A 22,941-nucleotide genomic window follows, 5' to 3' on the forward strand; every position below is an offset into this window, starting at 1 on the left:
GGCGAAATGGCCCCAGATCAATTAAAGTCACGACGAGGCAGGGGCATGGAACCCACCCTATTTTCATTCATCTGGAAGTATTCGAAGAAACAGCAACTGGTGTTGCTGTGTTTGACGGTTTTGTCATTTCCGTTTCTCTATGCCTCATTGGAGCTTCCAAAGCAGATTATCAACGATGCTATTGGTGCACCAACGGACACTGTGACTGTGCTTGGTATCACTGTGACCCAGGTGCAGTACCTGATGATTCTGTGTTTTGCCTTTCTGGCGACGGTGATCGCCAGCGGTGTCATGAAAATGCGCATCAACACTATGAAAGGCATTTTGGCCGAACGGATGTTGCGGCGTCTTCGCTTTACTCTGATCAGTCGCTCTATGCGTTTTCCCAAATCCTATTTTGCGACAACCAGTCAGGGTGAGCTGGTGTCGATGATTACTTCCGAGGCCGAGCCAATGGGCGGGCTGATGGGCGATGCGATTGCGCAGCCTGTGTTTCAGTTTGGTCAAATGATGACCATCGTCACTTTTTTGTTCATGCAAAGCCTCTGGTTCGGACTTGCCAGTATCGCACTGATCCCGCTGCAGGCCTGGCTGATCCCCAAGCTGCAACGCCAGATCAACCTGTTGAACAAAGACCGCATTCAGGAGGTTAGGCGGCTGAGCTCTGAAATCGGGGAAAGCGCTGCCGGTATTGGCGACCTGCGCACCAACGGTGGCTGGCGCTATAGATTGGCGCAGTTCAGCCATCGTCTAGGAACCTTGTTCGAGATCCGTTTTAAGATTTACAACAAAAAGTTCTTTATGAAATTCCTCAATAACCTGATCACTCAGATTACGCCCTTTTTGTTTTACTCGGTGGGCGGCTATCTGGCGATCACCGGTGAGGTGACAGTGGGCGCGCTGGTTGCCGCGCTTGGTGCCTACAAGGACCTCAGCGGCCCGTGGAAAGACCTGTTGACCTACTACAATCAGGTGCAGGATATGTCGCTGCGCTGGGAAATCGTGATCGAGCGTTTTGCGCCTTCAAACATGATACCTGAGCGGTTGTTTGATGGCGTTCCAGATACTATCCCGCATCTCACCGGGGATATCGAGTTGCGAAACGTGACGGTTCGTGACGATGACGGCAAAACGATCCTCGAAGATATCGATCTGACAATTCCGAAAGGGGCCCGGATCGCCATTCAGTCCAAACACGCCTCTGAGCGTAGTGCGCTTGCGCAGCTACTGACGCGCGAGCTGCTTCCGGTTCAGGGAGAGGTCTTGATGGCCGGTCATAAACTGAGCGATCTTCATCAAGCGGTGATTGCCGCAAGGATCGGCTATGCTTATTCGCGACCGTATTTGTTTGACGGAACGCTGGGGGACAACCTCTTGATGCCATTGCGCACGCATCCTCAGCACGAACAAGATGCGCTCAGAGTGCCCTCGCGCCGTCAAATCGAGGCGGTTCGGGCAGGGAACCCTCCGGATTCCTTGTCTGATGAATGGATCGACCCAGGTCTAGCGGGTCTCGACGACATCGAAGACATTCGCGACTGGTGGTTCCAGCTTGTCGAAGCTATGGGCATCGATGAATTTATGTTTCGCCGAACGTTGCGTTCTCAATTCGATCCGAAAGTGCACCCGGCACTGGCAGAGGAAATCGTCAATCTGCGTGGTACTGTTGCGACCCGACTGCAGGAGCGAGGGTTGGACAAATATGTTTACCGGTTCGATCCGGACCAGTTCAATCCAGCTGTTCCTTTGGGTGGTAACCTGCTTTTTGCCTCGCCAACGCAGGACATAGCGCCTGACATCCTTGCAGGTGATGACCGGTTCCTATCGCTGCTCAGGGTCAATGATCTTGATGGTGATGCGCTCGGGATTGCCGAGGCTGTACTGGAAACCTTGAACCAGACTTTCGGGCGTGACGGCGCTGATCACCCGCTGTTTCTAAGGCTCGGCATGACGAAGGACATGTATCACCGTCTGCTGGATATCGAAGAGCGCCGCAAGACCAAAGGAGATGACTCTATCGGTGATCAGGAACGCGCACTTCTGCTGACCGTGCCGTTCATGCTGACAGCCGAGCAAATCGGCCCCAGCTTCCCAGAGGAATACAAGGAAAAGATCCTTTCCATCCGTCGCACTCAGGCTGAACGGTTACGGGCTGCCATGGGGTCAATGTTTATCCCGGTGTCGCCGGACACCTATGTTCCACGCCTGACAGCCATGGAAAATGCTCTGTATGGTCGCGTCTCGATCATGGCCGGGGCTCAGGCCGAAGAGATCGAAGATCTTGTTGCCGAAGTACTGAACGAGGCTGGGCTACGCCGCAGGGCTGCCGCAATCATATATGACCTGCCGTCCGGACTGGGTGGGAACAACCTGCCAACTGTGTTTCAGGAACGCGCTGCGTTTTCACGAGCGGGAATAAAGCGACCGGATATATTGATCCTAGACAAAGCGCTGGCCAGCCATGATTCAGAGAGCCGTTTGAGAACCCGCCTGAAATTACGCGAATTGTTACCCGATTCAGTTATGATTTTCATGGAGGATCACTTCGCCCATCCTGAAGCCTATGATTTGTTTGTGGAAATCAAAGATGGTCGAATTGACGGTGTGTCGCGTGTTGCCACAACTGGTGAGGATGACACGTCGGATGATCTGAGCCGAAAGCTGAAGATCATTTCTTCTACCGAATTGTTTGCACGCTTGGACGGGCGCAACCAACGCCTTCTTGCCTTTTCGGCCCAATGGTACGAGGCGGCGGCAGGTCAAACCATATTTGCGCGTGGTCAGGCACCGGATGCAGCCTATTTGTGTATCTCTGGTAAGGCCAGCGTGAACTGGATCAATGAGCACGGTGAAAAACGCTCAATCTCGACGGTAGAGCCAGGGCGTCTGATCGGTGATTTGGCGATCATTACCAATGAGCCCCGCCAATTGGATCTGGTGGCTCTCACGGATTGTTCCTTCCTACGAATTGGTGCCGAAGAATTACGGGCAGTGATCGAAAGTGATGCAGGTGTGGCGGTGAGGCTCCTTGAAACGGTGGCCGGCTATCTGACCACCGTTTCTGAACGGCTGCGAGACGGTAGCACGCTGATTGGTGAAGAACTGCCTGCGACAGGTGTTGAGCGAAACGATGAACACTAGAGAACAGCCCGGCGCTTATAAGAGCCATCAACACCTGATTGAGGACGCCAGCAGGCATCCAGAGATCTGGCGTCTTTTTGCAGGCTTAGCGCTGGTAGCAGTGGTTGTGGTGACGCTCAACGCAATCTTATTTGCTACTGTCGTCAGCCTGGGCCCGCCTGGATCAGCGGCTGCCTTTCTCACGGGGTCTTCCCCGTTTGCGCTGCTTATCGTGCTAGCCAGTTTTATTTTCGCCACACTGGGGGTCGCGCTGGGTGCAAGATTGTTTCAGCATCGATCGCTGTCCTCCATCGTCGGAAATCAGTCGATCGCCCTGCTGCAGTTCTGGCGCGTCCTGCGTGCGTTGCTCATACTTAGTTTCGTGATATTGGCGTTACCGCCCTACGATCTGGGAGAACCATTGTTAGTCAACCTTGGCTGGTCCAAATGGCTTCTACTGTTACCTTTGTCCTTGGGTGCGGTTTTCATTCAGACGAGCGCCGAAGAAATTCTGTTTCGCGGCTACCTTCAACAAAGTCTCGCTGCGCGGTTTCGGTCTCCAGTTATCTGGATGGGGCTGCCGTCGATCTTGTTCGCTGCAGGTCATTATAGTCCTGCCACCGTTGGTGATAATGCGATCCTGATTTCCATCTGGGCCCTTACCTTCGGATTGCTGACAGCTGATCTGACTGCGCGGGCAGGGACACTTGGACCTGCCATTGCGCTGCATTTTTTTAACAATTTTGCCGCACTTCTGGTCATTTCTCTGCCCGACAACCTTGGGGGCTTGGCCTTGTTTCACCTGCCTTACGAGGCATCCGATGCGGATGCGCTCAGACCCTGGTTGTTTGTAGACTTCGCGCTGATGGTCGTTGGGTGGCTCACCGCGCGATTGGTCCTCAGGCGCTGATTGCATTTCCGGGCATTGCGTCTTATTTGACGTCAACGCCGCAATATCAAGGTTCCCACATGAACTGGATCACAAACTACGTACGCCCTCGGATCAACTCGATCTTTTCGCGCCGCGAAGTGCCTGAAAACCTTTGGCACAAGTGCGGCGAATGTGGAACCATGCTGTTTCATCGCGAGTTGGCGGAGAACCAGAATGTCTGCACCCAGTGCGGCCATCATATGGCGATCACACCACGGGACCGATTCACGCATCTGTTTGACGGCGGTATTTTCTCGGAAGTTGAGGTTCCGGCCCCAAAAGATGATCCGCTGCAGTTCCGCGATCAGAAAAAATATCCCGACCGAATGAAGGCTGCCCAGAAAAAGACTGGCGAGAAAGAGGCGATGCTGGTTGCACTTGGTGAGATCGGCCGTACACCGATTGTAGCTGCCGCGCAGGATTTCTCGTTCATGGGCGGATCAATGGGCATGTATGTCGGCAACGCCATCATCGCCGCCGCACAAGAAGCTGTGAAGCTGAAACGCCCGCTGATCCTGTTCTCGGCTGCGGGCGGTGCGCGGATGCAGGAAGGTATTCTCAGCCTTATGCAAATGCCCCGCACGACGGTGGCAGTTGAAATGCTCAAAGAGGCGAACCTGCCCTATATCGTTGTGCTGACCCACCCGACCACAGGCGGCGTCACCGCATCTTATGCCATGCTGGGTGACGTTCACATTTCGGAGCCCAATGCATTGATCTGTTTCGCTGGACCACGCGTTATCGAACAGACGATCCGCGAAAAACTGCCCGAAGGATTCCAGCGCGCCGAATATCTGTTGGATCACGGCATGCTTGATCGCGTGACGAAACGTACCGAGATGCGGGAAGAATTGATCACGATCACCCGCATGCTTATGAAGCAGCCCCCAGCGATCAAAGGCGACTTACCCGCGCCTGAACCCGAAGAGGCCACTTCAGAGGCGCCTGCCGAGGAAGCGGTCAAAAAATGACTGCCCAATCCTCGGATGTCTTCCTCGACCGGATGATGGCGCTGCACCCCAAGATCATTGATCTGACCTTGGACCGGGTTTGGCGTTTACTGGCTGCGCTCGACAATCCGCAAACAAAACTGCCGCCTGTCATCCATATCGCTGGAACCAACGGCAAAGGCTCGACCCAAGCCATGATCCGGGCAGGTCTTGAGGGGGCAGGGCGCGCGGTCCATGCCTATACGTCTCCACATCTGGCCCGGTTTCACGAACGAATCCGGTTGGGTGGTGAGTTGATTTCCGAAGCCGACCTCACCGCCGTTCTGGATGAGTGTTATGCCGCCAATGGTGGTGAAAACATCACCTATTTTGAAATCACAACCAGCGCTGCACTGCTCGCGTTTTCTCGTTCAAAAGCCGATTATACATTGCTTGAGGTTGGATTGGGCGGGCGACTGGACGCCACGAATGTGATTGATCAACCTGCGTTGACGGTAATCACACCCGTCTCAATCGACCATGAGCAGTTTCTTGGCGATACACTTGGCAAGATCGCCGCTGAAAAGGCGGGAATCATCAAACCAGGGGTTCCCTGTATTGTCGGCCCGCAACAGGATGAGGCGCTGGAAGTCATCGAATACACGGCGGCTCGTCTCGGCGCTCCGCTGTTCATACACGGACAGCACTGGCATGTGCACACGGAAAATGGCCGCCTGATCTATCAGGATGAAACCGGGTTGCGCGATCTGCCCATGCCCAACCTGTTGGGAGGCCATCAAATTCATAACGCAGGTGCCGCTTTGGCTGCATTGCGCCACCTACAAATGGGTGATGATGCCTACGAGGCTGCGGTCACCAAAGCCGAATGGCCTGCCCGAATGCAGCGGCTGAAAACCGGCCCTCTGGTCGAGCAAGCCCCTCAAGCCGAGCTGTGGCTTGATGGCGGTCACAATGCAGCTGCAGGGGCGGCGTTGGCTGATGTTTTATTGTCATTGCCAGAACGACCGACGCATATGATTTGCGGTATGCTAAACACCAAGGATGTCACTGGCTATCTCGCACCTTTGGCCACAAAAGCTGCCAGCCTGACCGCTGTCTCCATTCCCGGCGAACAGAATACGCTGAGCGCTGAAGACACAGCCGCTGCAGCCGCCAAAGTGAATCTGACCGCAACAACCGCTGACAGCGTTGCAGACGCGCTTGCGGCAATCACTGCCCAAACCCCTCACGCGCGGGTTTTGATTTGCGGGTCCCTTTATCTCGCAGGGAACATTCTCCGAGAAAACGCCTGATCCGGTACTCAGTCAAAAATACTCCGGGGAACCCGCGCATTTAGCTTGGGCGGGGGCGAGGTACCCTATTTCCCCCAATCCTTATCCTGCATCTCACGCAGCCGTGACGCTGAACGTTCGAACTCGAATGTACCTTCCCCTTCGACATACAGCATCTCGGGCTCAGCAGCGGCAGAACAGATTAGCCGGACCTTTCCCTCATACAGAGCGTCAATCAGGGTCACGAAGCGCTTGGCCTCGTTAAAATTGTTGCGTGACAATCGCGGGATGTCTTCCAACACCAGCACCTTCAACGCTTCCGCTATTGCCAAATAGTCGCCGGGGCCCAGCATCCGTCCGCAAAGATCATAAAACGATGCTCGCGCCACTCCGTTTCGGAACGCGGGCAGAACAACTTCGCGTCCCTTGACCTGCAAAGCCAAAGGCTCCGCCGGCCCACCTGACAAATCATTCCACACAGCACGAATCTTCTCTCGCGCCTCGGGTCCGATGGGCGTGAAGTAGACCGGAGAACCTTCAAGCCGGTTCTGCCTGTAGTCGGTGGGTGAAACCAGCTCCCATACTTCCAATTGTTCTTTGATGTGCTGGATGAAAGGCAGAAACAGTTGCCGGTTCAGCCCATCCTTGTACAGATCATCCGGATGGCGGTTTGATGTCGTGACAACAACAACCCCACCATTATGAAGCAAATCAAACAGCCGTCCGACGATCATTGCATCTGTGATATCGGTGATCTGCATCTCATCAAAAGCCAGAACACGCACAGACTTGACCACGGCATCGGCGACCGGCGCCAGCGCATCTTCGACACCGTCTTCACGTGCCTTGTGCAAGCCTGCGTGAATTTCCTGCATGAATGCGTGGAAATGGACCCGACGAACCGGGGTATCGCCCAGTGTATCAACAAACATGTCCATCAGCATTGACTTGCCGCGCCCGACGCCACCCCAAAGATACAAGCCTTTGGGCGGCGGAGGGGCCTTGCGAAAAAAACTACGCTTAACCGGTTCAGCCAGTGCCGCCCGAATGCGATCAAACCGGGGTAGCACCGCTTCCTGGGCGTCATCCCGTGTAAGAGAACCATCGGCGATGCGATCCTCGTAGAGCGAAGTTAAATCCGTCATGTCTTGAGCCATACCGCCCGGTTCACGTATTGAAAAGAAACCTTTTTCCCGACACATCAATTTTGCTGAACTGGCGTCGCAAAACTCCTGAATTGACGTCTGTGGTCGCGCCGCTAACGTCTTTACGAACCACTCCCTGGAGGCCCAATGCCGCAATCTACCCGCCTGATGAATCCGATCCTGATCGTCGGTTGCATCGTCATTACCGTCGGCTTTGCGGTGCGCGCTTCTTTTGGCGTGTTTCAAATCCCAATTGCAGATGAGTTCGGCTGGCTGCGCAGCGACTTTTCTATGGCCATAGCGATTCAGAATCTGGCCTGGGGAATCGGTCAGCCGATCTTTGGTGCTATCGCGGAAAAGATCGGTGATCGGCGCGCCATTGTTCTGGGTGCTTTGACCTATGCGGCGGGTATGGTGCTGACGGCTTGGTCTGTCACACCATTTGAACATCAAATTTATGCGTGGCTTGTTGGTTTCGGGATCGCCGGAACAGGATTTGGCGTTGTGCTAGCGGTTGTTGGTCGTGCCTCATCCGACGCGAACCGGTCAATGTCACTGGCGATTGTCACAGCGGCGGGCAGCTTCGGGCAGGTTATCGGTGCTCCGACGGCCGAATGGTTGCTGACTTTTCTACCCTGGCAGCAGGTATTCCTTGTCTTTGCCGTAGCAATTCTCGCTTTGATCCTAACCTTGCCGTTTATGCGGGCGCCTCTACCGATCAGCAAAACTGAGCTCGAAGAAAGCATGGGGCAAATCCTTTCCAAAGCCTTCCGCGACCCTTCTTATTCACTGATTGCAATTGGTTTTTTCAGCTGTGGCTATCAACTGGGCTTTGTCACTGCGCATTTTCCCGCTTTTGTTACCGAGATGTGTGGCCCGATCCAGCCCGGGGGCCTGTTGTATTCAATGGGCATCACCACGACATCGGCCTTGGGTGCAATAGCCATTTCGTTGATTGGGTTGGCCAATATCGGTGGAACGCTTCTGGCAGGCTGGGCGGGAAACCACTTTCCGAAGAAATATCTGCTAGCTGCCGTGTATACTGGCCGTACGATTGCGGCAGGGGCTTTCATCGTGTTCCCAATCACGCCCTTGTCGGTGATCGCGTTCTCACTGGTGATGGGATCGCTTTGGTTGGCAACAGTGCCGCTGACGTCTGGACTTGTCGCGCATCTTTATGGCCTGCGATACATGGGAACGCTCTACGGCATCGTATTCCTGAGTCATCAAATCGGTAGCTTCCTGGGCATCTGGCTGGGCGGACGCATGTACGATCAATTTGGTGATTACACCATGGTTTGGTGGATCGGGGTCGCCATCGGGGCCTTCAGTGCCATCATTCACCTGCCCATCCGGGAAAACCGCGAACCAGCTAGCGTGGCAGTCTGACCTAATCGGCCTCCTCCTTGGTCAACAGTCCCTCCGACACCAACCGATCCGCCCAACCTTTTGGGCCGATGAAGTGATGGGTCTGCCACCCTCGCGCCTTGGCCGTTTCGAGGTTTTCGATCCTGTCATCAGCAAACAAAAGAGCAGCAGGGTCGATGCCGCAATCGGCCTCTACCATCTCATAAATAGGGGTATGAGGCTTAACCGCTTTCATCCGGCCCGAGACATACTGGCGATCAAATTCGTTCAGAAACGGATAAACGGTGGTGGCATAGTCGAAGTTCTGAACCCCAAAATTGGTCAGCGCAAAAACAGGTATTTTCTTGGTGCGTAGCGCTCGCAACAGTCGTGCTGAATGCGGGATTTCGGGCGCGGCCAGTTCGATCCAGTTGTCGTGCCACATCCGAATTTCGTCTCGCCAATCCGGGTACTTGTCCGCCCACCTGTAAATCGTATCGGTGAAGTGATGGCCCTGATCCACCAGATCATTCATTCCATGCAGATCGACCTCGGCAAACATGGCACGCCGACGTTCCTCCCCGATCACGCGATCATAGTAGCGCTCGGGTTGCCATTCGATTAGTACGTTTCCGATGTCAAATATGACGGCTTCGATGGTCATACGGTAATCCCATACCTAATCAATTGCCGCCGACTGAACCAAGCACCGGACGAAGATGCAAGCACCATCCACAGCGCGGTACGCGCTGCCCGGCCCAACGGGACGTTGCGCATCTTTGATGCGCCACGGACCGGCGGGAGCGCTACCCGCGCAATGCGGCGCGAATCTCTCGCTCAAGCACGTCAAGAAAACGAGATCGATCTGCTTTGCCGAACGATTTGCCGCCGCCACCAGTTCCCAGAGGATTTGCAGCACGAAGATCCGCCATCAGATCGCGCATCGCCAGTTGCTGGCCGATATTGGCTGCCGTAAAGGCCTCACCGTTCGGGCGCAACGCACGAGCATCGGCTTCGATGCACTTCGCGGCAAGCGGGATGTCTGACGTCACCACGATATCGCCTGCACCGCAGCGCTCTGCGATCCATTTATCCGCCTCATCCGCACCGGCCGCGACAATCACCACCTGTACCAGCGGGTTGGCCGAGGGGCGCAGCCCACCATTGGAGACCAGGACCATTGGTACTTTGTGTCGGGTTGCGACGCGTTCGGCCTCGGCCTTCACAGGGCAAGCGTCGCCATCGATGTAAAGCATCGTCACGCGTCTTCGGCCTTTGTCGACACTTTCGCCTTCGAGGTGGATTTGCGTACCTTGAACTCTTCGGGAATAGGCATCCGGTTAAAAGCGTCCAATCCCGCAATTTTGTAAGCTTCGGCCAAAGTCGGGTAGTTGAACGTATTTTGCACGAAGTAATCCACCGTGCCTTTCAGGTTCAGCACCGCCTGCGCAATATGGATTAGCTCTGTCGCCCCTTCACCTACAATCTGCACTCCTAAGACGCGGCGGGTCTTGAGCGAGAACAGCATCTTCAGCATCCCATGTTCCAACCCCATGATATGCCCGCGCGAGGTTTCGCGGAACCGAGCCACGCCGACCTCGTAGGGGATGCCACGTTCCTGCAGTTCTTCTTCAGACATGCCGCAAGTAGAGATTTCGGGAACCGAGTAGATCCCGTACGGATACCAGGGGCTTTCCGGCAAGGTCGGTGTCTCAAGCGCATGACAGGCGGCGACTCGCCCTTGCTGCAAAGACGTTGAGGCCAGCGAGGGATGCCCGATGACATCTCCGGTGGCATAGATATGAGGCACCGAGGTTTGATAACTCTTTCGGTCCACGCTGATCCGATTGCGATGATCGGTTTCAATCCCCACAGCGTCTAGGTTCAGGGCCGAGGTTGCACCCATGCGCCCCGCGGCAAACAACAACATCTCAGCCCGGACATGGCGCCCGTTGTCCAGTGTAATCTCGACATGACTGCCCGCATCTTCGATCTTTTCGACGGCCGAGCCCAACCGCAGATCAACACCATTTTCACGAACTTGGTGTGTGAAGTCGTGGATTAGCGTCTTGTCGATGAAATCTAGAAATGTCTCGCGTGGTTCAATCAGCGTAACGCGAACATCCAGCGCCGAGAACATGGTCGCGTATTCAACACCGATCACACCGGCACCGATCACACAAAGCGAACGCGGTATTTCTTCCATCTCTAGGAAGTCATCTCCGTCGACGACGGTTTTGCCGTTGAAGGGAACGTAATCGGGGCGATATGTTTTGGTGCCGGTCGCGATCAGGAATTTTGCAGCTGTCAAACGTGTTGTTTCGCCTGCGTCGGTTGCGACCTCAACCTCATGCGGTCCGATGAACTTGGCTAGCCCGCTCAGCGTTTCCACATGGTTTCGGTTGAATTGGTGTTCCAGCACGTCGACCTCATGGTCGAGCGTCATGTGTAGCCGTGCCTTCAGATCTTCCGCACTGATCTGATCCTTAACCCGGTAGGAGCGCCCATAAAAACTGCGTTCACGCCAGCCTGACAGGTTCAGCACCGTTTCCCGTAAAGTTTTGGACGGGATTGTCCCAGTATGCACTGAAACGCCTCCCAAACGGTCTTTGCGGTCAATCACCAGCACCCTGCGCTGCAGTTTTCCGGCCTGAATAGCCGCCGCGCGCCCCGAAGGACCTGAGCCAATGATGATCAAGTCGTAATCATATTTGCTCATGCCTTATTCCCCATACAATGCTTCGGCGTGGAAGGTGATGTGGTCCTCCATAAAGGTAGACACGAAATAGTAGGAATGATCATATCCCGGCTGCAGACGATAGGTGGCTTGTTGGCGACGTTCGGCGATTGCCTGCGCCAATGCTTCTGGGCGCAACAGGTCCATGAATTGGTCATTTGCACCAGTATCGATCAGGATGGGACCGTTGAAGCCGGTGCTTTTCATCATCGCCGACGCGTCATGCTTAGCCCATGCCGCTTCATCATCGCCTAGATAGGCGCTGAGCTGCTTGCGACCCCAATCCGCCCCGATCGGGTTTGAAATCGGCGAGAAGGCTGAAACCGACCGATACCGCCCAGGCAGATTCATCGCCAGCGTCAATGCACCATGTCCGCCCATCGAATGCCCGGTGATTGCCTGGCGGTCGGCATCGATTGCAAAGCTCTCTACCAACAGCGCAGGTAGTTCCTCGGCGACATAGTCCCACATGTTGAAGTGAGGGGCCCAAGGTTTTTGAGTGGCGTTGACGTAGAATCCCGCGCCCTGACCAAGGTCATAATCTTCATGATCCGCGACCCCATCTCCGCGAGGTGACGTATCGGGGAACACTAGAGCAATACCTTGTTCTGCCGCCCAGCCTTGCGCTCCGGCTTTGGTCATTGCGTTTTCATGTGTGCAGGTCAGGCCTGATAGATACCACAAAATCGGAACCGGGCCGTCCTTTGCCTCGGCCGGAAGGAAAAGACCAATTGTCATATCACATTTGCAAGCCGAGGAGGCATGGCGATAGACGCCTTGCACACCGCCAAAACAGGCATTTTCCGAAAGGGTTTCCATCGCTCTGATCCTTACGTTGTGTCGGCGTCATGGCTATCGCTCTGTCGCGTCCGCGTAAAGTGCGAGTGCTACCGGCGGGTGGATTATTAGAAAAGTTTGAAGATCAGAGGGTGCTGACCCAACCAATTACCAGCGGGACAGTCAGGATGCTGGCCAAGGTTGACAATAAGATTGCCGCAGATGCGCGCTGCGGGGCCACACCGTAATGCGCGGCCAGCATGTAGACATTGCCCGCGACGGGTAAAGACGCCGCCGCGATGGCGACCATGGCTGGAAAGGATGCAACCGGAATCAGCCAGATCACCATAAGCGCGACAAAAAGGGGATGTAGAACCAGTTTGCTAAAACTCAGCCAACCCGCAATCTGTATGCGTTCCGCCGATTTGTCGGCAAGTGACGCGCCAATGGCAAACAACGCACCCGGTGTCGCCGCACCCCCCAGAATTGTTAAAAAGTCGTTCAAAGGGGCTGGGACGGGCACATTGAATGCCGACCAGATCAACCCGGCAGAGATTGACAAGATCATTGGGTTTCTCAGCAAGCCAACCCCAATCAAGCGCACCGTCGCAAGACCGAGCCGGCCATCTCGACCACCGTTGATCAAAATTACGATCAAAGAGGAAAACACAACAAGATCAACGGTTAGAACCAGCATCACGGGTCCTATGGCCGCTTCAGAAAACAAGAGCGCCAGCATTGGCAAGCCCAGGAACCCCACATTGCCGATCGCGGCGCATTGAGCTTCAACAGCAGCCGTCGGAACATCCAATCCGCGCAGATAGGCGACAACAGTTGCTAGTGCGTAGACGCCCGCTGTTCCAATCAAATATCCGATTACAAGGCGACCATTGAAGATCTCGGCAAAGGGCAGGGTGGCTGCAAATCGAAACAGCATTGCAGACAAGGCGAAGAAAAATACGAACTTGGTCAGATAGGCAGTTGCCTCGGGCGGGAAAAATCGGCTGCGACCGGCCCAAAATCCCAGGCCGATGATTGCGAAGAACGGCAATGTGCGCAGAAAGATCTCAACCATGGCTGTGTGTTAGCATGAAAGGCCGGGGTCGCAAGGGCGACGCGCGGCAGAAGCTACTCTTGACGGTTAAACGTTGTGACAAAACCGCGATTCAGTTGAAATGCGTTGAAACTGAACCGAACGGTTTATAGTGTTGTAGAATATCGCATTCAGGAGACATCATGACTCAAGCCGCCGCCATCCTGCGTACAGGCCGAAAATTCGATCAGGTTTTGCGCGGGGCGCGCGAGGTGTTCATGGCGGATGGGTTCGAAGGCGCGAGCGTTGATGACATTGCGCGATCAGCGGGCGTGTCGAAGGCCACTCTCTATAGCTACTTCCCCGACAAGCGTCTGTTGTTCACCGAAGTCGCCCAGACTGAGTGTCGGTTAATGTCCGAGCGTATCCTGTCAATGATTGACGAGACCAAACCTGCGCGCGAGGTGCTAACAATTGCAGCAACTCAGCTTACTGCATTTCTGGTTTCAGATTTTGCGCAGCAAGTCTTTCGCATTTGCGTCGCCGAGCGAGACAGATTCCCGGAGCTCGGTAAGGCCTTTTTTGAAGCGGGCCCTCAGAATGGTCGGCGGCAGATGGCAGAGTATCTGACCAAAGCGGTCGCAAAAGGAGAGTTGGCTGTCGAAGACGTCAATATTGCGGCCGAACAGTTTTCGGAGCTGTGTAAGGTAAGGCTATGGGGACGAGCCGCTTTTGGTATCCAAAACAGTTTCAGCCAAAGTGAGATTGACGAGGTTGCTATGCAGGCGGTCGATATGTTTATGGCACGATACGGCGTTTGAGTTTGACCGACCCAACGTCAGAGCAACGAATCGATTCTGTGAAGTTTTGTGGTGCGGGTGGAGGGCATTGAATACGCTTTCCTATACGTTCTTTGCTGTTCCGGTGTGTTCAACAAAAATGATTAAACATCGTAAATACAGATATTTACCATTCCGGGTTGCTCCGAGGTACTCCGTTATGAACAAGATATAGAAGTGGGACTGAAAGTTGGACCAATTTGAGAATCTATCCAGCCATGCGCCAATCCAACAAGCTAAGTGGAGCAAAGGTCAGAACTGCCGATGCCGGCAAATACGGCGATGGTGGCGGGCTCTGCCTGCATTAGCGCGATGCCAGGCAGGGCAAGTGGGTACTATTGGTCACCGTGTACGGACGCCGTAGAGAAATGGGCCTCGGAGCCTATCCGGGCGTATCGCTGAAAGAGGCGCGCGAAGAAGCTGAGAAATGGCGCGCAGTCGTTCGCAGGAACCTGGACCCGATAAAAGAGCGAGAGTGGGAGCGTTGACAGGCAGAGCGAAATTTGAACCTGCTCAAAGACATTGCCATTGATGCGTTTTAAACCCGCAAGGCAGAGCTAAAGGGCGATGGTAAGGCAGGGCGTGGTATTCTCGCTTGGAGCTGCAAGTTCTGCCGAAGCTGGGCAAGGTTCCTGTCGCCGACATTGACCAGATCGATATAAGAGACACCCTAGCACCGATTTGGCACGAGAAAGCCGAAACCGCTATCAAGGCAATGGATCGCCTTGGCATCTGTCTGAAGCATGCAGCTGCGTTGGGATTGGATGTTGACCTGCAAGCTACAATGAAAGCTCGGGCACTACTGGGGAAGCAACGCCATAAACCCAAAAAAACATCCCGGCACTACCTTGGTCAGATGTTCCAAGCTTCTAGAGGTGGGCATGCTACTGGGCCAAGCCATCCGTTTTGGAAGCATGGGGAACGGTCGAGTGAAGCTGAGGAAGCGCGCAAGAGGATCAATGACCTGATCCGCGCCCATAGGGAATTGCAAAAGCGTATCCATTGACTGGTACTACCTGGTCACCTACGCAAAGCAGTCATTCGACCAAACCAGGTGAATGACCGCACCGAGCCCAAAGTTACGGGTTGCCGCAGTACACGCTAACGACGGCAATGCGCAGTAACCGGATATTGCAAAGTCTAGTAGACGGCCCAGAGCGGCCACTCGGCACTGCACTGCGCGTTGAGGGCTTGGGAGTCCTGAACGCAGCTGCGCTGGTTCATTTTGGTGACGACAATTATTGCAGCTTGAATATGGAATTGCGCATCTCTCTGAGGATGACGTGTTCATCGATCCAAAGCTGCAAGGATTCGAGCATCTCGTTCGTATGGATCCTCACGGAAATGAACGGCCCCAGCTTCGACCCAAGCAGTCCAATAGGTCAAAAGGACCGGCATGGGCTCGGGTAGGTTAACTCGCGTTGTCTTTCCACTATCCAAAATGGATTGCATCTTTTGCCGGCTCCAGTCGGGCTGTCCCTCCATCAAAAGGCTGGCAAATTCGAACGGATACTCAAGACGAACGCAGCCGGAACTTAGGTTCCGCTCATTTCGGTCGAAAAGACTGCGGTCGTTGGTATCATGCAAGTACACAGCGTATTTATTGGGAAACATGAACTTGACTAAACCTAACGCATTGTCTGGGCCCGGCTGCTGAACCAAAGTGACGGCGGGGTTCTTTGCTCCCCAGTTCACAGCGTTGGCAGGAATTGTCTGCCCGTCTTTGTTCCGAATTACGTAATTGTTGCGCGCCAGATAGGCTGGATCCTTGCGGATGCGCGAAAGCTTGTCTTTCCGAAAAATCGAGGCGGGAACGGTCCAAGTCGGATTGAATTCTATGTATTCAATTTCATCTCGGAACACTGGGGTTTTGCGGTAGGCTGATCCTGTGATTGACCGGGTGGTCCAAAGCGTCCCGCCAGATGTGACCAAGTAAGTACGAGCGCCTGCAATATTTACCAGCACGAAATCCTCGTCGATTTCCCGCATGAGCCAACGGCCTCGTTCCAGGCTGAGGCGTAACTTATTTATGCGATCTTCGACGGGTTTGTTGAGAGACCCGAAGGTCTTACCACCAACGACACCATCTGCCTCCAAGCCGTGACGATTTTGAAAGGTTTTTACCAGTTGCACCAAGTAATCGTCATAAACCCAAGCTGGATTTATGCCGTTTTGGCTGATTTCTGGAAACTCATTTGTTCCATCGTAGCCTTCTGTCGCTAACCTTTTGCGCAGTTCGGCGACGGCAGGATCCACCATTTCCGGCTTCAGAACCGTTTCTTCCGGGACTTTGTTCCAGCCTCCCTTTGATGCAATAGCTCTGTATTTGCGCAATGCATCAACGAGCATCGTATATTGCGCATTGTCGATATCGATGCGTTCAATCAAAGCGCTGAAGCCTTCACCTTGAAGAAATTGGCTCAATACAATGGAAGGGTCTTGTTGAATTACTGGTTTTGAGAAGTTCCAATCGTCATCCAATGCATTTGGATCGACTTTTCCAAAAACCAAATGATGCACAAGTTTTACTGCGGCGTCGGTCGCCAAAATATCGAACAGCGCTTTATTTGAGGCATCGCCACCCTGTGAGTTTTTGAAAGCGGATCGAAGCTCTTTTAGTTTGAAGTCGCTCGGCGTAAAGCCCTGATCAATTGCTCCATCCAACTCCTCAAATAGCTCGTCAACCAATTCAAAACTTGTCCAAGCTGGCGCAAATTCTCGGTCTGTATAGAAACGAGGCACAAGGTTTCCTGCGTCCAAACTTTTATTGTTAGAAAGTGCGCTACTCGCATTCGTATTTGACCGTAGCAACGCTTCTATCTGCTCCGAGACTTGGTCTGCTGCGCCTAAATTGGGGCATGTCATCAGCGTTGCGGTCAGTACAGTTGCAACTGCTGATTTAAGACATTTCACCATCCACTCCGTCACTTTCAATCTATATGTCGTTTCTTCGTCGTAAGATACTTCAACATTATGTATAATCAAATTGGAATTTATTGGCCTCGGATCTTGTTCGCGCCGCATCGACGACAAATATCTGCGTATGTCGGCGTTGCCGATAGAACAGACGATGGGTGAAAACTTGAGAACGTCTGCTTTGGGATCGCGGATATGACGCTGATTGGTTCCGGGAAGCGTTGAAAGACGAAGGGATACGCGCGTGCATCCCAGGCCGGAAGCGGCGGAAGAAAGCGGTTAAGTACGACAAGCGTCGCTACAAACGTCGCAATCGGATCGAGATCATGTTCGGGAGGCTGAAACCCGCAACTGCCCCATGCAGGTATGTGATTTTGACGCAACCTCAATTCAAACGTACTCTACCAGCAGCCAAGCGCAAACGAGGACCATGTCTGATCCCGAACACAGAAATGACTCTGCCGCGGAACCTTCGCCGCGTGTTGTGGACGACGGTATCGGCGTGGCAACAGAGGAGTTCAGAATTTCGATGCCAATCGGGATCGGGGCTGTCTTGGCTGCTCTGGCTTCTTTGGCCACGTGCTATTCCGGGATTTTGCTGACCTATTTGGTTGGTTATGAAGCGCTTTCCATAAACCCACATGCGCAAGCGGTGCTCATGTGGGTGTTTGCATTATTGGCGGTTAGTTTCCTATGGAGAGACCGGAAACGGCATGCCAAGGAGCTTCCACTCGTCCTCGGAGGGATTGCTGCCGTCATCCTGATTGTCACGCTGTACTTCGGCTATGACGAACGTGTCGAAGCGCTCGCCTATGTGCTTTTGGTGATCGCGGCTTTGCTAAACCAGAACTTTATACTCGATGCTTTGAACCACACGGTTCGCAACCAGACACATGAAATAGAGGCATTGAACGAAAGACTGACCGAGAAGGTAAAGCGTCAGGAAGGCGAGATTGACAGGCTGGCGCGACTCAAACAATTCCTTGCTCCTCAGGTTGCGGAGCTTGTCGTAGAAGAAAACTCTGACGAGCTTCTTAAAACTCATCGTCAATACATCGCTTGCCTATTCTGCGACATCCGCAATTTCACGGCGATTTCCGAGGCGATTGAGCCAGAAGATGTCATCACCCTTCTCCAGCATTTCCACGATGAAGTCGGTCATTTAGTTGCCCAACACAAGGGAACAATCGGATACCGAGCAGGAGACGGATTGATGGTGTTCTTCAATGATCCGGTTCCCTGCGATCAGCCCGTTCTGCAAGCCGTGCGGCTGGCTAAAGAAATAAGCGAAGCCTTCGAGGGAATACGTGCACCCTGGCAGAAACTCGGGCACGCGATGGGTTTGGGTATTGGGATCAGTAGTGGTTACGCGACGCTTGGGCTTATCGGGTTTCATGGTCGCGCCGACTACACCGCAATCGGTGGAGTTGTGAACACCGCATCCAGGCTTTGCGACTTTGCCAGCGACGGGCAGATCCTTTTGAACCAACGGGCGCTTCTAGACATAGAACAACATGTGGAGACCCAAGAACTAGGGGAACGGGAACTGAAGGGCATCGGCAACCCTGTTCAGATTTTTCGCGTTGTCAGCCTCTCCCATCAGGCGAAGTGATACTCTCTCTTGTTAGGAGTTCAATCGTTCTTCGTAATTAGCGGGTCCCCGCGAGAATGACTTGTAAAACCAAAGGGTTCTCGGCAAAATCATAGAATTAGTTGGGTCATAGTAGGGCCTGAAAGCCTCAATAGCTCAGCTGGTAGAGCAGGTCCTTCGTAATTTGAAGGTCTGCGTTGAGCCCAACGCAGACCTCAGGTTCAAGCGTAGCATTCGGTACTTCGGGCGGATTCAAGATATTCTCTGCACGCGTAAAATGATCTCGTACAAACCTCAAAAGCAGCCATTCAGACACATGAAGCCCGATAAATCGACTCAGATGATAGGTAAGAGTCCGAAGCGAACATTGTGCTGTTGCGAAAAAATTCAGCTGCATTCTTTATGAATGCCCGTCTAGCCAAATCTGTTACTCTTTTCGCTCAACAAATTCAGAGTATACTTCGGTAATGAAAGAGCAAGTAAACCTGAACTTTCTTGGTCGTTTTGAAGTTGTATCTGCACGTCAGCCACGTGGTCCTATCGCAAAAAAAGCGCAGTCGCTTTTGGCTTATCTCGCTGTGGAAAATGCCGGCCCGAAAACCAGGGAACATTTGGCTGCGCTTCTTTGGGGTGAAACTGGAGACGACCGGGCCCGACATAACCTGCGCCAGACATTGTCGAACATCAAGCAGTATTGTGGAGCGGTTATTGCTTCAAACGGTCAGTATCTTGAGCTCGACAGAAACGTGTGTTCGTCGGACATAGCCGAATTTCTCAATGGTGTCGAAAGCGATGACCCGACAAGGCTTTTTTCGTGCCTTGAGCATTACAAAGGCGACCTTCTGGAAGGTATTCAGATAAATGCCCCTGCGTTTGAGGACTGGCTTCGCGACACGCGTCAACGCCTTCACGAGAGCGCCTGCACGATCATTGATCGCCTCTCGGAGGTGTTGCTCGAAGAGGGCAGAAGCGAAGAAGCCGAAGGGGTTGTTCGGAAGCGATTGCAAATGGATCCGGCTTGCGAAAGTGCACATCGCGCATTGATGAACATGCTTGCACGACGCGGGCACCGCTCGGAAGCAATCAGGCAGTATCAGATTTGCGTCGATGCGCTGGAGCGCGAACTCGGGGTGAAACCAGAGGCTGCGACTTTGGCCATGTACGAAGAGATACGTACGGGCGGCCATAGTGAGGAGTGCGGGCAAAATGTGCAATACGAGCCCCCTGAACCCGGTGAATCCTCGCCAATCATAGCTGTCTTGCCATTCGACAACCTTTCTGGAGAGGACGATCTGTACTTTGCAGACGGGATAACTGAGGATATGACAACTGCGCTGTCACGGTTTCACGATCTGCAAGTGATAGCACGCGACTCATCCTTTGTTTACCGCGGCAATGATGTCCCTGAATACGAAGCCGCAGCGGCCCTTGGCGCAAATTATCTGGTACGGGGAAGCGTTCGTCGATCAAATGCAGCAGTACGTATCAACGTGCAACTGCTGGACATTGAAAACAAACGAACGATTTGGGGGGAACAATACAACCGCCAATTGGAGGACGTGTTCGCAGTCCAAAACGACATCGTGTCGACCCTGGTTGCCACGCTTGTGGGCCGGGTTGAAACTGCAAGGCTCAAACAAGCGCGTTCTGTTCCGGTCGAACGGCTCGAAGCCTATGACATCATGCTCAGAGGGAAGTATCACCACCACCTATTTACGGCCGAAGATTGCCAGGCCTGCATCGATTGCTTTGAGCTCGCGATCCAACGCGAACCGAATTACGCGATCGCACATGCGTGGTTGGCGTGCGGCTATGGTCAGGCGATGGTCCACAATTTGGGCGGCATCGCAGAACTCGTCGACAAGGCGCAAGCAGCGGCCGAACGGGGCTTGGAACTGGATGAGGATGAAAGCGAGTGCCACCGTGTTCTGGCACAGGTCTACCTAACCCGTGGCAATCTGCGTCGCGCGCTCTGGCATCAGGAACGCGCATTGTTTCTCAACCCGAATGATGACCGTTCGATCTGCGCGATGGGAGAGCTTTTGACCTTTGCGGGACAAGCTGCAGAGGGCGAGATATGGGTGCGAAAATCTTTGAAACTGAACCCCTATCACCCTCAACGATATTGGAGCCATCTGGCCCGCGCGCTGGTCCACCTTGAACGTTACAGCGAAGCTTTGGACATTTTGGATCGGATCGGAAGGCCAAGAAGCGACGACCTCGTATATGGCATCGTGGCAAGCACGAAGCTGGGGGACAAACGTCTTACCCAGAAAGCCCTGGACACGCTCCGCACCGCGCTGCCGGGTTTTGACGCTGAAGTGTTTGCAAAGACTTTGCCGTACGAGCGCGCCGAAGACAGTGAGTTGATCCTCGACGCGCTGCGTTCGGTTCTTTAGGGGCCGCGTGCGCCCGGTCAGGCGGCACGGGCCTGTTTTCTCGCGATCAAATGGTCGGTCAAGTACTCTGCGTCGCGGCCGACACCGTCAGTGATATTGGAGCCCTTTGTTCTCTGAAAGCGCATACCGAGAACATACAAGCCCTCGACCGGTGTCACACCGTTGTTGTGCTCGATCTCGCCACGTTCATCCACGACCGGGACCTTGAGCCACGGATACTGGCGGGAATATCCCGTCGCCCAGATGACAGAGCGGATGTTTTCTGCGTCTATATCCAAAGTTTCCGGGGCAACGGGCAACGTTACCGGCTGGATTGCATCAGGTTCGGATTGCGGCGCATCAATACCATTGGCGGCAATGTACCCGTCAATCTTTCCGAGGATATCGAACATCTGCGCATCGGCTTTGCGAACGGTCTCGTCAAGATCGCCGGCAAACCGAATGGAGCGGCCGGTTACCCCGGTTGCGTGACCAGCCAGGCGGGCGCCGCGACTTTGGAGGGAGTTCAGGTCCAGATCGTGGTTGTCCAGTGATCCAACCAACTGGGGGGGCGGCATTGAACGCTCGTCCTTCGGATCGGCCTGTGCCGCAAAAGCGCCAATGGCGTCCATCCAGTAGAGGATGTCTTTGCCCCGATAACGGCGCGGAACCCGGATATGAGTGCCGACCGCAACGGTGACTTCGTGTCCAGCGTCCAACAACTCTTCGCCGATTTGCAGCCCCGTGGCCGAAGCGCCGACGATCAGAACGTGACCCATGGGCACTTGCCCGGGATTGCGGTACTGCGCGGGCACGATCTGAGCAATGTCTTTGGGCAAATCCGCCGCAAAGCCTGGCACGCGGGGGATATCGCAAAAACCGGTTGCAACCACCAGGTTTGAAGAAATCCATTCGACTCTGTCCGTGGCAACCTTAAAGGCTCCATCCTTTCGGCGCTCGACCGCCAATACAGTCGTTCCCGTTTCAACGGGCGCTTCATAGGACTCTGCATATGCTTCCAGATGGCGGATAAACTCGCCCATGGACATGAAACTGTCAGGGTCGTCGCCCTGATAGTGCCAGTGCGGCAGGCGGCTTTGCCAGTTGGGGGTCAGCATGCGCAGCGAATCCCAGCGTTCACTGCGCCACCGTTCAGCGATTTGCCCCCTTTCGAGGATCACGTGGTCGATGTTGTGTTCAGCGAGGCACCGGCCCATGGCGAGACCCGCTTGGCGGTCCTTTCACTCGCTCAGAGGCCTATGCTCAATTCGGTGAACTGTTTGGCCATTGGGTTCTGCGTGGATTTGGTCGTTGGATCGTCGCAGACCGCTTATCTGATGAGCCTTTTGGGGTGGTAGGGTTGTGGTTTCCCGAAGGTTGGCCTGAGCCTGAAGTTGCTTGGTCAGTCTTCGAAGGCGGCGAGGGTAAGGGCATCGCTTTCGAAGCCTCGCTTGCGGCTCGCGAATTTGCGTATTCAACTATCGGCTGGACGACCGCAATCAGCTTGATCGTCGATAACAATCCCCGATCTTTTGCACTGGCAAAACGCTTGGGCGCTAAATTTGAGGCGCCTTTCCATCACCCTGTGCTTGGAGCGATGCAAATCTGGCGTCATCCCGGGCCAGAAAGTTTGCCATAGCTCTCCGAGTTCGCAGACCAGAGATTCGCGCATTCCATCATAAAACCAAAGTTGGTCTGTTAGTGGGGTTAACAGCAGACAAAATCATATAACTCTTTGTAATTGAATAATTATTGGTACATTTTTTGGTGCGGGTGGAGGGACTTGAACCCCCACGCCTTGCGGCGCCAGAACCTAAATCTGGTGCGTCTACCAATTTCGCCACACCCGCAACCCGATGCCAAAGCATCGCGACGAGGCGCTCAATAGCAAAGCTTTTGAGGGAGC

General features: G+C 54.0%; 18 protein-coding genes, 1 tRNA gene and 2 pseudogenes. 12 read left to right on the forward strand and 9 right to left on the reverse strand.

Annotated elements, in window-relative coordinates; genetic code table 11:
* Window positions 1-45: 45 nt before the first annotated feature.
* Genes ACR0KN_RS11405 through ACR0KN_RS11420 form a run of 4 tightly spaced genes read left to right on the forward strand, consistent with a single transcriptional unit; the run spans window position 46 to window position 6,293 of the window.
* Window positions 46-3,141: an ABC transporter transmembrane domain-containing protein gene (locus ACR0KN_RS11405; protein WP_480653588.1), complete on the forward strand. Its 3,096-nt coding sequence runs from the start codon at window positions 46-48 to the stop codon at window positions 3,139-3,141.
* Entirely contained in the window at window positions 3,131-4,030 is a 900-nt protein-coding gene (locus ACR0KN_RS11410; RefSeq protein ID WP_170474874.1) for a type II CAAX endopeptidase family protein, read from the forward strand. The genes ACR0KN_RS11405 and ACR0KN_RS11410 overlap by 11 nt, the downstream gene beginning before the upstream one ends.
* 59 nt (window positions 4,031-4,089) lie before the next feature.
* Complete coding sequence (accD, locus tag ACR0KN_RS11415) at window positions 4,090-5,022, forward strand: acetyl-CoA carboxylase, carboxyltransferase subunit beta (protein ID WP_480653590.1); 933 nt, start codon at window positions 4,090-4,092, stop codon at window positions 5,020-5,022.
* Window positions 5,019-6,293, forward strand: coding sequence for a bifunctional folylpolyglutamate synthase/dihydrofolate synthase (locus ACR0KN_RS11420; protein ID WP_480653592.1), 1,275 nt, complete (start codon window positions 5,019-5,021; stop codon window positions 6,291-6,293). The genes accD and ACR0KN_RS11420 overlap by 4 nt, the downstream gene beginning before the upstream one ends.
* Before the next feature lie 65 nt (window positions 6,294-6,358).
* Here the strand turns inward: ACR0KN_RS11420 and zapE are convergent, their stop codons facing one another.
* A complete protein-coding gene (gene zapE / locus ACR0KN_RS11425; RefSeq protein ID WP_480653594.1) occupies window positions 6,359-7,417 on the reverse strand; it encodes a cell division protein ZapE in 1,059 nt (352 codons plus the stop codon).
* Between the two features lie 147 nt (window positions 7,418-7,564).
* On the opposite strand from zapE, the gene ACR0KN_RS11430 reads away from it, so the two are divergent.
* Window positions 7,565-8,806 carry an MFS transporter gene (locus tag ACR0KN_RS11430; RefSeq protein WP_480653596.1) on the forward strand — a complete coding sequence of 414 codons (1,242 nt, stop codon included), beginning with the start codon at window positions 7,565-7,567 and terminating at the stop codon, window positions 8,804-8,806.
* Window position 8,807: 1 nt separating this feature from the next.
* On the opposite strand, the gene ACR0KN_RS11435 is transcribed toward ACR0KN_RS11430, so the two are convergent.
* The 5 genes from ACR0KN_RS11435 to ACR0KN_RS11455 form a co-directional block, all read right to left on the reverse strand.
* Window positions 8,808-9,428 (reverse strand): HAD-IA family hydrolase, encoded by a 621-nt coding sequence (locus ACR0KN_RS11435; RefSeq protein ID WP_480653598.1) that lies wholly within the window; start codon window positions 9,426-9,428, stop codon window positions 8,808-8,810.
* Window positions 9,429-9,570: 142 nt separating this feature from the next.
* A complete protein-coding gene (locus ACR0KN_RS11440) occupies window positions 9,571-10,026 on the reverse strand; it encodes a YaiI/YqxD family protein (RefSeq protein ID WP_480653600.1) in 456 nt (151 codons plus the stop codon).
* Window positions 10,023-11,483: a Si-specific NAD(P)(+) transhydrogenase gene (gene sthA / locus ACR0KN_RS11445; RefSeq protein WP_480653602.1), complete on the reverse strand. Its 1,461-nt coding sequence runs from the start codon at window positions 11,481-11,483 to the stop codon at window positions 10,023-10,025. Before sthA ends, ACR0KN_RS11440 begins: the two co-directional genes overlap by 4 nt.
* A gap of 3 nt (window positions 11,484-11,486) precedes the next feature.
* On the reverse strand, window positions 11,487-12,320 hold the full coding sequence (gene fghA, locus ACR0KN_RS11450) for an S-formylglutathione hydrolase (protein WP_480653604.1): 834 nt from the start codon (window positions 12,318-12,320) through the stop codon (window positions 11,487-11,489).
* A 103-nt stretch (window positions 12,321-12,423) separates the two neighbouring features.
* Window positions 12,424-13,353, reverse strand: a complete 930-nt coding sequence (locus ACR0KN_RS11455; protein ID WP_480653606.1) for an AEC family transporter — start codon at window positions 13,351-13,353, stop codon at window positions 12,424-12,426.
* A 161-nt stretch (window positions 13,354-13,514) separates the two neighbouring features.
* Between ACR0KN_RS11455 and ACR0KN_RS11460 the strand changes: the two genes are divergently transcribed.
* The 3 genes from ACR0KN_RS11460 to ACR0KN_RS11470 all read left to right on the forward strand — a co-directional run bounded on the left by ACR0KN_RS11460 (window position 13,515) and on the right by ACR0KN_RS11470 (window position 15,156).
* Complete coding sequence (locus tag ACR0KN_RS11460; protein ID WP_170474907.1) at window positions 13,515-14,132, forward strand: TetR/AcrR family transcriptional regulator; 618 nt, start codon at window positions 13,515-13,517, stop codon at window positions 14,130-14,132.
* A gap of 365 nt (window positions 14,133-14,497) precedes the next feature.
* Window positions 14,498-14,638 (forward strand): Arm DNA-binding domain-containing protein, encoded by a 141-nt coding sequence (locus ACR0KN_RS11465; protein WP_480653608.1) that lies wholly within the window; start codon window positions 14,498-14,500, stop codon window positions 14,636-14,638.
* A 107-nt stretch (window positions 14,639-14,745) separates the two neighbouring features.
* Window positions 14,746-15,156, forward strand: a complete 411-nt coding sequence (locus ACR0KN_RS11470) for a phage integrase central domain-containing protein (protein WP_480653610.1) — start codon at window positions 14,746-14,748, stop codon at window positions 15,154-15,156.
* A gap of 281 nt (window positions 15,157-15,437) precedes the next feature.
* Here ACR0KN_RS11470 and ACR0KN_RS11475 read toward each other — a convergent pair whose 3' ends face one another.
* On the reverse strand, window positions 15,438-17,174 hold the full coding sequence (locus ACR0KN_RS11475; RefSeq protein WP_480653611.1) for a L,D-transpeptidase family protein: 1,737 nt from the start codon (window positions 17,172-17,174) through the stop codon (window positions 15,438-15,440).
* 68 nt (window positions 17,175-17,242) lie between these two features.
* Here ACR0KN_RS11475 and ACR0KN_RS11480 point away from each other — a divergent pair.
* The 3 genes and pseudogenes from ACR0KN_RS11480 to ACR0KN_RS11490 all read left to right on the forward strand — a co-directional run.
* A pseudogene (locus ACR0KN_RS11480) lies at window positions 17,243-17,410 on the forward strand (transposase); the annotation flags it as partial.
* Window positions 17,411-17,619: 209 nt separating this feature from the next.
* Window positions 17,620-18,678 (forward strand): adenylate/guanylate cyclase domain-containing protein, encoded by a 1,059-nt coding sequence (locus ACR0KN_RS11485; protein WP_480653613.1) that lies wholly within the window; start codon window positions 17,620-17,622, stop codon window positions 18,676-18,678.
* A gap of 446 nt (window positions 18,679-19,124) precedes the next feature.
* Entirely contained in the window at window positions 19,125-21,056 is a 1,932-nt protein-coding gene (locus ACR0KN_RS11490) for a BTAD domain-containing putative transcriptional regulator (protein ID WP_480653615.1), read from the forward strand.
* Window positions 21,057-21,073: 17 nt separating this feature from the next.
* Here the strand turns inward: ACR0KN_RS11490 and ACR0KN_RS11495 are convergent, their stop codons facing one another.
* Entirely contained in the window at window positions 21,074-22,252 is a 1,179-nt protein-coding gene (locus ACR0KN_RS11495) for an NAD(P)-binding domain-containing protein (protein WP_480653617.1), read from the reverse strand.
* Between the two features lie 26 nt (window positions 22,253-22,278).
* Between ACR0KN_RS11495 and ACR0KN_RS11500 the strand changes: the two are divergent.
* Window positions 22,279-22,674, forward strand: a pseudogene (locus tag ACR0KN_RS11500) (GNAT family N-acetyltransferase); the annotation flags it as partial.
* Window positions 22,675-22,800: 126 nt separating this feature from the next.
* Here the strand turns inward: ACR0KN_RS11500 and ACR0KN_RS11505 are convergent.
* A tRNA-Leu gene (locus tag ACR0KN_RS11505) sits at window positions 22,801-22,885 on the reverse strand.
* Window positions 22,886-22,941 lie beyond the last annotated feature (56 nt).

It is taken from the genome of Ruegeria sp. AP7 (assembly GCF_056539905.1).

What these genes read in the sequence shown, in the direction of transcription:
- ACR0KN_RS11455 (WP_480653606.1), bottom strand. Translation starts at nt 13,353, where the DNA reads ATGGTTGAGATCTTTCTGCGCACATTGCCGTTCTTCGCAATCATCGGC.
- ACR0KN_RS11460 (WP_170474907.1), top strand. Translation starts at nt 13,515, where the DNA reads ATGACTCAAGCCGCCGCCATCCTGCGTACAGGCCGAAAATTCGATCAG.
- ACR0KN_RS11405 (WP_480653588.1), top strand. Translation starts at nt 46, where the DNA reads ATGGAACCCACCCTATTTTCATTCATCTGGAAGTATTCGAAGAAACAG.
- accD (WP_480653590.1), top strand. Translation starts at nt 4,090, where the DNA reads ATGAACTGGATCACAAACTACGTACGCCCTCGGATCAACTCGATCTTT.
- zapE (WP_480653594.1), bottom strand. Translation starts at nt 7,417, where the DNA reads ATGACGGATTTAACTTCGCTCTACGAGGATCGCATCGCCGATGGTTCT.
- ACR0KN_RS11435 (WP_480653598.1), bottom strand. Translation starts at nt 9,428, where the DNA reads ATGACCATCGAAGCCGTCATATTTGACATCGGAAACGTACTAATCGAA.
- ACR0KN_RS11420 (WP_480653592.1), top strand. Translation starts at nt 5,019, where the DNA reads ATGACTGCCCAATCCTCGGATGTCTTCCTCGACCGGATGATGGCGCTG.
- ACR0KN_RS11410 (WP_170474874.1), top strand. Translation starts at nt 3,131, where the DNA reads ATGAACACTAGAGAACAGCCCGGCGCTTATAAGAGCCATCAACACCTG.
- ACR0KN_RS11490 (WP_480653615.1), top strand. Translation starts at nt 19,125, where the DNA reads ATGAAAGAGCAAGTAAACCTGAACTTTCTTGGTCGTTTTGAAGTTGTA.
- fghA (WP_480653604.1), bottom strand. Translation starts at nt 12,320, where the DNA reads ATGGAAACCCTTTCGGAAAATGCCTGTTTTGGCGGTGTGCAAGGCGTC.
- ACR0KN_RS11430 (WP_480653596.1), top strand. Translation starts at nt 7,565, where the DNA reads ATGCCGCAATCTACCCGCCTGATGAATCCGATCCTGATCGTCGGTTGC.
- sthA (WP_480653602.1), bottom strand. Translation starts at nt 11,483, where the DNA reads ATGAGCAAATATGATTACGACTTGATCATCATTGGCTCAGGTCCTTCG.
- ACR0KN_RS11475 (WP_480653611.1), bottom strand. Translation starts at nt 17,174, where the DNA reads ATGCGGCGCGAACAAGATCCGAGGCCAATAAATTCCAATTTGATTATA.
- ACR0KN_RS11495 (WP_480653617.1), bottom strand. Translation starts at nt 22,252, where the DNA reads ATGGGCCGGTGCCTCGCTGAACACAACATCGACCACGTGATCCTCGAA.